At 68.8% G+C, this 11655-nt stretch carries 12 protein-coding genes and 1 tRNA gene; 1 reads left to right on the top strand and 12 read right to left on the bottom strand.

The genetic code is table 11. The annotated features are described in order from the left end of the window. Position 1: 1 nt before the first annotated feature. Complete coding sequence (locus tag HCT51_RS01730; protein ID WP_166879758.1) at positions 2-400, top strand: RidA family protein; 399 nt, start codon at positions 2-4, stop codon at positions 398-400. Between the two features lie 102 nt (positions 401-502). Here the strand turns inward: HCT51_RS01730 and HCT51_RS01725 are convergent, their stop codons facing one another. From HCT51_RS01725 to HCT51_RS01670, 12 genes are all read right to left on the bottom strand, one after another. After that, on the bottom strand, positions 503-1183 hold the full coding sequence (locus tag HCT51_RS01725; RefSeq protein ID WP_166879761.1) for a GntR family transcriptional regulator: 681 nt from the start codon (positions 1181-1183) through the stop codon (positions 503-505). A gap of 137 nt (positions 1184-1320) precedes the next feature. Continuing rightward, positions 1321-1396 (bottom strand) — tRNA-Thr (locus HCT51_RS01720). Between the two features lie 87 nt (positions 1397-1483). Continuing rightward, the gene (locus HCT51_RS01715; RefSeq protein WP_166879764.1) at positions 1484-2101 is read right to left on the bottom strand and encodes a TetR/AcrR family transcriptional regulator; all 618 of its coding nucleotides are present in this window, start codon (positions 2099-2101) and stop codon (positions 1484-1486) included. 46 nt (positions 2102-2147) lie between these two features. Next, complete coding sequence (locus HCT51_RS01710; protein WP_166879768.1) at positions 2148-3662, bottom strand: alpha/beta hydrolase; 1515 nt, start codon at positions 3660-3662, stop codon at positions 2148-2150. Next, positions 3662-4813 (bottom strand): DNA polymerase III subunit delta', encoded by a 1152-nt coding sequence (locus HCT51_RS01705; RefSeq protein WP_166879771.1) that lies wholly within the window; start codon positions 4811-4813, stop codon positions 3662-3664. The genes HCT51_RS01710 and HCT51_RS01705 overlap by 1 nt, the downstream gene beginning before the upstream one ends. 60 nt (positions 4814-4873) lie before the next feature. After that, complete coding sequence (tmk, locus tag HCT51_RS01700; protein WP_166879774.1) at positions 4874-5485, bottom strand: dTMP kinase; 612 nt, start codon at positions 5483-5485, stop codon at positions 4874-4876. Beyond that, positions 5485-8205, bottom strand: coding sequence for a type I DNA topoisomerase (topA, locus tag HCT51_RS01695; RefSeq protein ID WP_166879777.1), 2721 nt, complete (start codon positions 8203-8205; stop codon positions 5485-5487). The genes tmk and topA overlap by 1 nt, the downstream gene beginning before the upstream one ends. Positions 8206-8372: 167 nt before the next feature. Then, positions 8373-8705 (bottom strand): Rv3654c family TadE-like protein, encoded by a 333-nt coding sequence (locus HCT51_RS01690; RefSeq protein WP_166879780.1) that lies wholly within the window; start codon positions 8703-8705, stop codon positions 8373-8375. Positions 8706-8735: 30 nt separating this feature from the next. Further along, on the bottom strand, positions 8736-9047 hold the full coding sequence (locus HCT51_RS01685; protein WP_255523536.1) for a hypothetical protein: 312 nt from the start codon (positions 9045-9047) through the stop codon (positions 8736-8738). A 22-nt stretch (positions 9048-9069) separates the two neighbouring features. Next, positions 9070-9282, bottom strand: a complete 213-nt coding sequence (locus HCT51_RS01680) for a DUF4244 domain-containing protein (protein WP_166879786.1) — start codon at positions 9280-9282, stop codon at positions 9070-9072. Positions 9283-9450: 168 nt separating this feature from the next. Next, complete coding sequence (locus HCT51_RS01675; protein ID WP_224760612.1) at positions 9451-10368, bottom strand: type II secretion system F family protein; 918 nt, start codon at positions 10366-10368, stop codon at positions 9451-9453. Beyond that, complete coding sequence (locus HCT51_RS01670) at positions 10365-11468, bottom strand: TadA family conjugal transfer-associated ATPase (RefSeq protein ID WP_166879789.1); 1104 nt, start codon at positions 11466-11468, stop codon at positions 10365-10367. The genes HCT51_RS01675 and HCT51_RS01670 overlap by 4 nt, the downstream gene beginning before the upstream one ends. Between the last annotated feature and the right edge of the window lie 187 nt (positions 11469-11655).

Below are 11655 nucleotides of genomic sequence, written 5' to 3'. Positions count from 1 at the left end.
GATGCCGCGCCGAGTCAGCATCTATCTGCCGGGGTTCGGGCACCAGAACCCAGTCCCGGTCGCGAGCCGCATCGGTCAGCACCTCGTCTCAGGCGTGCTGACGGGGCGGGATCCGGTGACGCGAGAGATGCCGGCTTCGCTCGACGAACAGGTTGCGAACGTCTTCGCACACGTGCGCGCACTCATGGATGCCGCCAGCGGCTCGAGCGACGACATCATCAAGATGACGTTCTGGCTGGTCGATTATCGCGACCGCGATGCTCTGAACCGTGAGTGGACGACCATGTTCCCCGACACCGCGAACCGCCCGGCCCGTCAGGTCATGGCGGCGACACTCGATGGTGCATCGCTCGTCCAGTGCGACCTCCAGGCAGTGCTCGCCGAGCCGATCGACGGGTGAGCCGGGCACGGCCATGCAGCATGCGGGGCGCGGATCGTGCGCGGGACCTATCGGAGATCGCATGGAGAATCGCACACGATTTCTAGTGCGATTTCACAGAGTTCAGCGAGCGGGCGCCGCCCCCTCGCGTTCCGCAAGGCGTTCCGCCTCGTGCTTCGCTACGGCATCGAGGGTGTTGATCTCGTGACGGCGAACCGAGGTTTCGATGAGATCCGGATCGGCGCCACCCTCGATCAGGTCGAGGATCTGATCATGCTCGGACAGCGACGCGAGGGCCCGCCCGGGCGCGTACCAGAACGCGGTACGGCGGATGAGGTCCAGTCGGGTCCATTCGGCGTGCACCAGATCGTTCAGCCGCACGTCGTCGGACTGCGAGCACAGCAGTTCGTGGAACTTTCTGTTCAGGTCACCGAACCGCTGCGGATCGAAGTTCGCCAGCGCTTCACCCATCTCTCGGTTGAGCGAGCGTGCCTCGGCGAGCTGATCCGAGGTGAGGCGGGATGCCGACAGCGCCGTCGCATACCCTTCGAGACGGGCGAGTAGGTTCATCGTGCGGTGCCAGGAATCGACATCCACCGTCGTCACGACCGCGCCCGCGTTGGGAATGATCTCGACCCAGCCCTCGGCCTCGAGCCGGCGCAGCGACTCGCGCCACGGCACCGAACTGATGTTGTACTCGCGTCCGAGCTGATCGATCACGACACGCTGACCAGGACCATACGTGCCATCCATGATGCGCTGCTTGAGGATCGCGTATGCCTGTTCTGCCTTGCTGGGAGCCATGCTCGTCTTCTCTCTATGCTCGTACAATCCTATCCGCTATCGCACGCGATCCGTCCGGTGTTGAGACCACGAGTTCGAGCGAGCGCACGGTCAGGACGAACCACTGAGGCGCGCGCGATCGGGGTTGAAGAGAAAAGTGGAGCCGCCCAAGGGAATCGAACCCTTGACCTTCTCATTACGAGTGAGATGCTCTGCCGACTGAGCTAGGGCGGCGTGGCATCCGAGTGAACTCGGTGACACAGCAAGACAGCTTAGCCGATTCTGGCGGCCGCCCGGTCACGCCGGCCGGATTACCCGGTTTCACGGCAGAATCGTGCGCAGCTCCGCAAACGACCGGTGTACGCAGTCGGCCAGGGGCGGGTTTCCCGCGGCGTTCGCCCAGACCCCCCAGGAGTGTCGCACGGTCGCAATTGCGACCATAGTCAACAGGCGACTGCGGCTGGCGAGCGACTCGGGGTCGTCTGCCAGGCCAGGATCGGATTCACGGAGCCGCCGGGAAAGGATCTCGTCCAGGTCGGCCTCGAATTGGTGCATCCTGCCCATTCTCAATGCCAACAGCTGCGGATGCTGCTTCACCAGGTCACGCCGCAGCGCGAGGTTCTCGCGGTCCACCACCGCCTCCTCCGCCGCGTGCGCCAGCAGAGCCCCGAGGTCGTCAACGACGTTGCCGCGCTCTAGGACGAAGGACTCGATCGCGTCGGAGTCAGGCAGCCCTGGCCCGTCGTCGAGCAAGGCGGCTTCCTTCGAGGAGAAGTAGTTGAAGAACGTGCGCGGAGAGACATCCGCGATTCTGCTGATCTCTTCGACGGTCATGCCATCGAGGCCGCGCTCCAGCGCCAACTGCAGCGCCGCGCTTTGGATGGCGCGGCGCGTGGCGATGCGCTTGCGCTCGCGCAGGCCCAGCTCGGCGGTACTCATGGTCACAATTATTGCACAGGCTGCAAACTTGCAGCGTGGAGGATTGCTAACAGTTGGGGTCTGCTTCCGGCACTGTGCCGTCGATGAAGTAGTCCTCCACGGCATCCTGCACGCAGCTGTTCGACTTGTTGTACGCGGTGTGTCCCTCGCCGTTGTAAGTGACGAGGTGCCCATTCTCCAATTGCCCGGCCATGTTCTCAGCCCACACGTACGGTGTTGCCGGGTCGTTGGTGGTGCCGACCACCAGGATGTCGGACGACCCCGCCGCCGCAATCGGGCCGCGTTCCCGTTCCGCCGGGAACGGCCAGCCGGCGCATCCCGTGCCGTACGACATCCGCGGGCCGAACACCGGCGCGAGCACCGCCATTTCCGCCGCCTGCTCGCGAATCTGGTCGTTGGTGGGGTTCGACTCGTAGTCGAGGCAGTTGATCGAGATGAACGCCTCGGTCTGGTTGTTCAGGTACGTGCCGTCGGCCGATCGCCCGTTATAGCTGTCGGCGAGCATGAATGCGGTGTCGGTCTCACCGGTGAGCACCTCGGCGAACAGGTCATTCAGCAGCGGCCAGCTTGCCGTGTTGTACAGCGGCAACACAATCGCGGTGAACATGGTGCTGCCGCCCAGCTCGCGGCCGTCGCTGTGCCGCAGCGGGCTGGCGTCGAGGCTGGTCAGCAGGTCGGCGATGGTCTGCATGCCCTCGTCGACGGTGCCGTGGAACGGGCACTCGTTCGAGGTCAGGCAGTCGTCCAGGTAGGAGCGCATTGCGCTTTCGAAGCCCTGCGCCTGGGTGGCCGAGACGTCGAATTCGCTGGTCGCCGGGTCGACGGCTCCGTCGAATACCAGTCGGCCGGTGTGGCCGGGGTACAGCTCGGCGTAGGTCGCGCCCAGCAGGGTGCCATAGGAGTAGCCGAGGTAGTTGAGCTTCTCGTCGCCGAGCACCGCGCGCAGCAGGTCAAGGTCCCGGGCGGCGCTCACCGTGTCGATGTGCTCGAGCAGCGGGCCGGTGTGCTCGAGGCAGGCCTGACCGAAGCTGGCCATGGATGCCCTGGTCTCCTCGATCCCCGCGTCGCTGCCCGGTTGCTGGGTGGGCAGTTCGTACAGGTAGGTGTCCATCTCGGCCGGGTCGTCGTAGCAGTCCACCGCGGATGAGCTGCCGACGCCGCGGGGGTCGAAACCGACGATGTCGTAGCGGGACTGCAGCCGCTCGCTGGTGGCGAAGTCCAGGCTGTCCTTGACGAAGTCATAGCCGGATGACCCTGGCCCGCCGGGGTTGACCAGCAGCGACCCGAGCCGGTCGCCACCCTGCGCCACCTGGCGCACCAGGGCGAGCTCGATCGACTCCGCCTGCGGGTTGTCCCAGTCGAGCGGCGCGTCTGCCGTGGTGCATTGCAGGCTGGCACCGCAGCTTTCCCACTGCAGTTGCTGGTCGTAGAACGGCTGGAGTGCGGCGCTGACCTCCTCGCCGGTGGGCGTCGAGGTGGTGGGCGCCTGGCTGGGGGCACAGCCGGCGAGGGCGAGGAGGACAACCACGCTGAACGCGGCGAGTCGGATGCTGCGGGGCACTAACGAGAATCCCTTCGGGTGGCCGACACGAGCATCGCTTCCAGGGCCAGCGCGGGTGCCACGTTGGCCTCGATCCGCCCGCGGGCGGTGGTGATGGCATCGAGGACACCGAGGATCTGGGCGGGCGCCGTGCGGTCCGCGACATCCTGCAATCGGTCGCGGATTGCCGCGTTGATGAGGTCGGTGTCGACACCCAGCTGCAGCAGCAGCACGTCACGGTACAGCGATTGCAGGTCAACCAAGATGCGGTCGATGCCGTCGCGCAGGCTGCGGGTGGCCCGCCGCTTCTGGTCTTCGTCGAGCGACTTGAGTTGCCCGCGCAACGCGGGCGGGATCGTGCCGCCCGGCTCGATCCCGAGCGAGCGCAGGGCGTGCTCGCGCTCCTCGGCGTCGCGTTCCACCGTGATCGCGTTGCCGTCGTCTTTGGCCAGGTCGATGAGCTTGCCGGCGGCCACGACCGCGTCAGACACCGAACGCACGCCAAGGGCGATGTCGAGCGTGCGTTGGCGGCGTTCGCGCGCGTCGGTGTTGGTGGCGAGGCGCCTGGCCATGCCGATGTGGCTCTGTGATTCGCGGGCGGCGCGGATGGCCACGTCGTGCTCGACCCCGTCGCGGCGGATGAGCAGCGCGGCCACGTCGTCGACGCTCGGCGTGCGCAGACGCACGGTGCGCACCCGGGAGCGGATGGTGGGCAGCAGGTCGGCCTCGCTGGGGGCGCAGAGGATCCAGACGGTGCGCGGCGGCGGCTCTTCGAGCGACTTCAGCAGCAGGTTCGAGGTGCGTTCGACCATGCGGTCGGCGTCTTCGATCACCATCACCCGGAACTGGCTGACGCTCGGCGAGTAGTGGCTGGAGCCGACGATGCCGCGAACGTCGTCGATTTTGATGATCACGTTCTCGGTGCTCAGCACGCTGAGATCGGGGTGGCTGCGGGCATCCACCTGTTTGCGCACGGCCTCTTCATCGTCCTGGCCGATCGCGAGCAGTGCTGTGGCGAACGCGTAGGCCAGGTTGGAGCGGCCGGAACCGGGCGGGCCGGTGATCAGCCAGGCGTGGGTCATGCCGGCGGAGCCGCTGGCTGCCGCGGCGGCGGCGTGCCGGAACACCGAGATCGCGGCATCCTGCCCCGTCAGTTCGTCCCACACCGCCATGCATCTAGCCTAGGGGCCGCACCTGACAGTGCCGGCCGCCTGTGGACGGCGCCGCGGGAATCAGAGCAGCGGCTGCACCCGCTCGCGGATGCGCTCGGCGATCGCGTCGATGCTGTCGGTGGCCGGCAGCACCAGAAAGCGGTCGGGCTCGGCCGCGGCGAGCGCCAGATAGCCCTCACGCACCCGCTGATGGAAGTCGAGCGCCTCGGCCTCGAGCCGGTCGTACTTCTTGCCCTCGAGCCGGCCGCGGCCGACGGTGGGGTCGAGGTCGAGCAGGATGGTGAGGTCGGGCAGCAGCCCTTCCGAGGCCCAGAGCGACAGGTCGCGGATCTCGGTGGCATCGAGCACCCGGCCGGCGCCCTGGTAGGCCACCGACGAGTCGATGTAGCGGTCCTGGATCACGATCTCGCCGCGCTCGATCGCGGGCCGCACCTTGGTGGCGATGTTGTGTGCGCGGTCGGCGGCGTACAGCAGCGCCTCCGCGCGCGGCGCCATGTAGCCGCGGCGATGCAGGATGATGTCGCGCAGTTCGAGGCCGAGCGGGGTGCCGCCGGGCTCCCGAGAGTGCTCGACGGTGTGCCCGGCCGCCTCCAGCCACTGGGTGAGCAGCGCCGACTGGGTGGACTTGCCGGAGCCGTCGCCGCCCTCGAGCGTGATGAAACGTCCTGGCACTATTTCTTCTTCGCGGGAGCGCGCTTGGCCGCGGGCTTCTTCTTCGCGGGGGCCTTGCGCACCACCGGTCCCTTGGCGCGCTTGTCGGCGAGCAGTTGCACGGCGCGGTCGAAGTCCACTTCTTCCACCGATTCGGCCTTCGGAATCGTGGCGTTGGTGGTGCCATCGGTGACGTACGGGCCGAAACGGCCGTCCTTCACCTTGATCGGCTTGCCGCTCTCGGGATCTGGCGTCTCGAACTCCTTGAGCGCGCTGGAGGCGCGGCGGGCGCCGTACTTCGGCTGCGCGAACAGCGCGAGCGCGCCGTCCAGGGTGATGTCGAAGATCTGGTCTTCGTTCTCAAGCGAGCGGGTGTCTGTGCCCTTCTTCAGGTAGGCGCCGTAGCGGCCGTTCTGAGCCAGGATCTCCTCCCCCGACTCCGGGTCGGCGCCCACGGCGCGCGGCAGGTCGAGCAGCTTCAGCGCGGTCTCGAGGTCGACGGTGGCAGGATCCATCGACTTGAACAGCGACGCCGTGCGGGGCTTCACTACGGCCGGCTTCTTGGCGGCGCGCTTCTTCGGCGCGGCCACCTCTCCGGTCGCCTCGTCAAGGACCTCGGGCACAGCCTCCGGTTCCGGCTCAAGCTCGGTGACGTAGGGTCCGAAGCGGCCGTCCTTCGCCACGATCTCCTTGCCGGTGGCCGGGTTCGTGCCGAGCACACGGTCGCCGACGACGGGAGCGTCGATCAGCTCGCGGGCCTTCTCGGCGGTGAGCTCGTCGGGGGCGAGTTCCTGCGGGATGTTGACCCGACGCGGGGTGTCAGGGGTCTCGCCCGGGGTCTCCAGGTATGGCCCGTACTTGCCGATGCGCACGGTGATGTCGTCGGTGATCCGCACCGAGTTGATCTCGCGCGCGTCGATGTCGCCGAGGTTGTCGATCACGGTGCGGAGCCCGCGGTGGTCGTCGTTGCCGAAGTAGAAGCCCTGCAGCCAGTCGACGCGGCCCTGCTCGCCGCGGGAGATGCGGTCGAGGTCTTCTTCCATCTCGGCGGTGAAGTCGTACTCGACCAGGTCGCCGAAGTGCTCTTCCAGCAGCCGCACCACCGAGAAGGCGATCCAGCTGGGCACCAGGGCGCTGCCGCGCGGGCTGACGTAGCCGCGGTCGACGATGGTCGAGATGATCGCGCTGTAGGTGGACGGGCGGCCGACGCCGAGTTCTTCCAGCGCCTTGATCAGGCTGGCCTCGGTGTAGCGTGCGGGCGGCGTGGTGGCGCTGCCCTTGGCTTCGACCTCGTGCACGGCCAGCGCCTGGCCCTCGCTGAGCGCGGGCAGGCGGGTCTCGTCGTCGGTGTCCGGCTTCTCGTCGTCGCTGCCCTCTTCGTAGGCGAGACGGAATCCGGGGAAGGTGATGACGGTTCCGGATGCGGTGAGCTCGGCGGTTTTCGCGCCATCCTGCACGGCGACGTCGGCCTCGATGGTGAGCGTGGCGGTGGTGCCCTTGGTGTCGGCCATCTGCGAGGCGACGGTGCGCTTCCAGATCAGGTCGTAGAGCTTCCAGTCGTTGCCACGCAAGGTGCCCTGCAGCTGCTGCGGCGTGCGGAACGTGTCACCGGCGGGGCGGATCGCCTCGTGCGCTTCCTGCGCATTCTTCGACTTGCCGGTGTACAGCCGCGGCTTGTCCGGCACCGTCTCGGCACCGTAGAGCGACTTCGCCTGCTTGCGCGCGGCGTCGATGGCCTGCTGCGACAGCGACACGGAGTCGGTTCGCATGTAGGTGATGAACCCGTTCTCGTACAGCGACTGGGCCACGCTCATCGTCTGACGGGAGGTGAAGCGCAACTTGCGCGAGGCCTCCTGCTGCAGCGTCGATGTGGTGAACGGCGCGGCGGGGCGACGCGTGTATGGCTTCGACTCCACCTTCGCCACGCGCACGGCAATGTCCGGGCGGCGCAGGGCGTCGGCCAGCGTCTGCGCCGCTTGCTCGTCGAGCGCCACGACATCCGTCTTCTTCAGCTGTCCGAGCGAATCGAAGTCGCCGCCGGAGGCCACCTTGCGGCCGTCCAGCCGGGCGAGCCTGGCGCCGAACTGCTCGGCGCCCTCTGCGGGGCGCAGCCGGGCGGTGATGCCCCAGTAGCCGGCCGAGACAAAGGCGAGCCGTTCCCGTTCGCGGTCAACGACCAGGCGGGTGGCGGCGGACTGCACGCGTCCGGCGGAGAGTCCCGGGCCGATCTTGCGCCACAGTACCGGCGACACCTCGAAGCCGTAGAGACGGTCGAGGATGCGGCGGGTCTCCTGCGCGTCGACGAGGGCGGTGTCCAGGTCGCGCGTGTTCTCCTTGGCGCGTTCGATGGCTTCCTTGGTGATCTCGTGGAACACCATGCGCTTGACGGGAACCTTGGGCTTCAGCACCTCGAGCAGGTGCCAGGCGATGGCCTCCCCCTCGCGGTCCTCATCAGTTGCGAGGTAGAGCTCGTCGGCGTTCTTCAGGGCTCGCTTCAGCGCGGCGACGGTCTGCTTCTTGCCGTCGGACACCACGTAGTACGGCGCGAAGCCGTTTTCCACGTCGACGGAGAACTTGCCGAGTGAGCCCTTCTTCAGTTCCGGCGGCAGGTTCTTGGGCTCGACGAGGTCGCGGATGTGCCCGACCGAGGCCTGCACCTCATAGTCGTCGCCCAGGTACTGACCGATCGTCTTCGCCTTGGCCGGCGACTCGACGATGACCAGCTTCTTCGTGCCTGGCACAGTGCTCCTTGCAATAGAGAGGTACGGCGCTGAAACCTCGCCAGCGTCAGGCACACGATACATCCCCTCGCCGCGCAGTTACCTAATCGTGGTCGGGGCTGTGAACCGCCGCAGCCGATCGTGCCGAACACGAACGGGAGCACCGGCCCGCTCGCGATGAGGGATTGTCAGGGTGCCGGACCCGCCGTCGCCGAGGCAGAAACCGGGAGCACGCCGACCGTCGCCGAGACCCGCACGGTCGCCACCAACCCGTCGAGCTGGCAGGCAGCGAGTGCCGCCCCATTCGCGGCAGCGACGGATGCCGCGACCTCGCAGGGGTAGCCCGCCACCAGCCCCGTGGCGACGTCGGCGGCGGCGAGCGCGGCGGCATCCGCGGCACCGGTGACCCGCTGTTTCGCCACCAGGGCCACAGACACCGGGAGCATTAATGAGGCAAGGCCGATGAGTGCCGCGATCACCGCGAGTCCGAGCACCGTACCCGCACCGCGCTCGCTACTCATCGGAACTGTCACTCATCGGCCACCGTCGCTTCATCGGCCACCGTCGAGCGCGCAGCTCACGGCGGTCACGCTCAGCACGCTGGCCAGCGGCACCGCGGTTGCCGCGGGCGCGGTGAGCCGGGCACAGACCAGGTCACCGCTCACGCTCGACGCCAGGTCGGCATGCACCTGCCCGGCCCGGACGCTGGCCGCCGCGACACCGTCGCCGCGGGCCAGCGCTCGCGCGGCATCTGCCGCGGCATCCTGCAGGCGCACCTGCTGCGCCCCGATCTGCGCACCGGCCAGGCAGAATGCCAGCACCAGCACCGCGGCGGGCACGACGGCGGCGAACTCTGCCGTCACACTCCCCCGCTCGGCACGCCAGCTACCCGGTGAACGTGAGCGCATTGCGCACCAGTTCGGTGAGGATGCCGCGCACCTCATCCGACCGCATGATCACGACCAGCAGCCCGGCAAAGCCGACCGCCGCCATGGTGGCGATGGCGTACTCGGCGGTGGCTGCCCCGGTCTCGTCGGAACCCGCTCGGGTGAGGCTGCGCCGCAACCACTGCGCGGTTGTGCTGTGCGCTGTTTTCATGGTGTGTGTCCTTCGCATCGTGCGGCACGAGCAGCATCAGTCTGATCCTCACCGGCTGCTTGCGGGAGGGCTGTGCGGCAAGGTTGGCAAAGCCGACGGCTTGCGCCGGCTGTTGACGAGAGGGGCACGGCGACCGGCACTCAGAAGGTCGAGCTCAGAAGGTCGAGCTCAGAAGGTCTGAACCGTGGACGAGATGACGCTGAGCATCAGCGGAGCCACGCCGAGCAGCATGAAGGCCGGCAGCACGCACACGCCAAGTGGCAGCATCAGCCGGATCGACAGCGCAGCCGCCTTCTGCTGGCTGTCGTTGCGGGCGCTCCTGCGCCGTTCGTCTGCCTCGCTGCGCAGCAGTTCTGCCGCCGGCACACCCGCCCGGCGGGAGAGATCAAGCACGTCATCGAGGGTGGCGGTGTCCGCGGTGGCGATGCCGCGTGCCGCCGCTGCCGACAACGCCGAGGCCCTGGCCCGGTCAACCGGCGCCCCGCCGGACAGCGCGATCGCGGCAAGGTCGAGCAGCAGGCCAGGGGTGAGGTCGGTCGGCTGGGCGGATGCCACCAGCCTGCGGTTCCAGGCGCGTGCGGCCACCAGCAACCCGGCGCCGCCGCCGAGGCAGACCAGTCCCAGCGGGCTCCCGAACAGCACCGTGACGGTGTTGAAGCCCAGCAGCATGCCGAACAGCAGCGCCACCGCGGGCAGCACCATCACGAGACGGGCAGTGGCGATGGGCTCTGCCAGCGCCACGGCGATGTCACGCTGGGCCTGCGCCAGTGAGCGCAAGGATGCCGCGAACTCGCGGAGCGCCGGAGCCAGCGGCGCGCCGGCGTCGGAGGCAATCGCCCACGCGGCGGCCAGCGCCCGCCACGGGGCGGCCTCGGCGGGTGGCGCCCGGTCTGCCGCGTCATCGATCGCCGAGGCGACGGTCGCCCCGGTCTCGAGCGCCGCGTTCACGCCGGCGACGACCGGCGACTGCGCGGTCAGGTACCGCCAGGCCGACGCCGGGGCGACCCCGGCCGCGAGAAGCACGGCCAGTCGCTGCACCACGGACGCCACCTCGTCCAGCCGGTGCGGCCGGTTCCGCCCGGTCACGCCGACACCGCGGTGGTGGGTAGCGGCGCGAGGCTGAGTCGGTCGCGTTCGTCGAGGCGGAACTCGCCGAGTTGCACCAGCGCCCGGAGCCCGTTCCTCCGCTCCAGGTGCAGCACGGCGCCGATGGCGCTCACGGTCTGCCGCGCCACCGCTTCCACCGACATTCCGGCGAGCGCCCCGAGCGCCTCCAGCCGAGCCGGCACGTCGGCCAGCGAGTTGGCGTGCAGGGTTCCGGCGCCGCCGTCGTGGCCGGTATTCAGTGCGGCCAGCAGCTCCCGAATCTCCGCTCCCCGACACTCGCCGAGCACGAGCCGGTCTGGCCGCATTCGCAGCGCTTCCCGCACCAACCGTTCCAGGCCAATGCCACCGGCACCCTCGAGGTTCGCCTGCCGCGCTTCGAGGCTGACGAAGTGCGGATGGCGCACGTTCAGCTCCGCGACATCCTCGATCGCCACGATCCGCTCGGTCTCGGGGGCGTCAGCGAGCAGCGCCGACAGCAGCGTGGTCTTCCCGCTGCCGCCGGCGCCGGTGATCAACAGGTTGGCGCGACGCGCCACGAGCTGCCGGATGGCGTCGAGCGGCGCCGCGACGAAGAACCCCTGCTCGGCCAGATCGTCGACGGACAGCCGGTCGAGCTGCGGCAGCCGGATGGAGAGCAGGGTGCCACCCGGCGACACGGGTGGCAGCACCGCGTGCACCCGGATGCCGTCGTGCAGCCGCACGTCGACGCAGGGCGATGCCTCGTCGATGTGCCGACCGCCGGACGCAATCAGCCGGACGGCAAGCTCGCGCAGGTCGGCCTCGGGAAGCTCGAACGGATGCCGCTCGAGCCCGGCGCCGCGGTCGATCCAGAGCTGCTGCGCCCCGTTCACGAAGACATCGGTGGTGCGCGGGTCGGTGACGAAGCGCGCCAGCTCGCCGAACTCGGTGAGAGGGCCTCGGGTGCGGGCAGTTGTACCCCGGTCGTCGCGGATCGTCCCTGGCCGGTGTGCGACGAACGGCCCGGCACCATGGGCCCAGGCATCGCGGTCAGCCGGCCGTTCCTCCGAGCCTGTGTGCACACTCGTCACGCTCGGCGAACGGGCTGCAGGCTCGGTCATGTGATCCAGCCTCGCCCCTGTCGCGGGCACTGTGCGTTGCCGCGGGCGCCGCGTGGAGGGGTGCGCCCTGTGGACGGGAGGTCGGGTACGCACACCGCACGGGTAACCGAGGGCCCCGGGCGATCGCACCGTCTGGCAGATGTGCCGCAACCAACCCGGAGCCGCGGGTGAGCCAGCTGTCGCGGAG

The sequence above is a fragment of the Salinibacterium sp. ZJ450 genome, from assembly GCF_011751885.2.
In the GTDB taxonomy this organism is placed as follows: Bacteria; Actinomycetota; Actinomycetes; order Actinomycetales; family Microbacteriaceae; genus Ruicaihuangia.
Note: the sequence above shows the minus strand (reverse complement) of the source record. Positions and strands in the feature narration are given on the sequence as shown.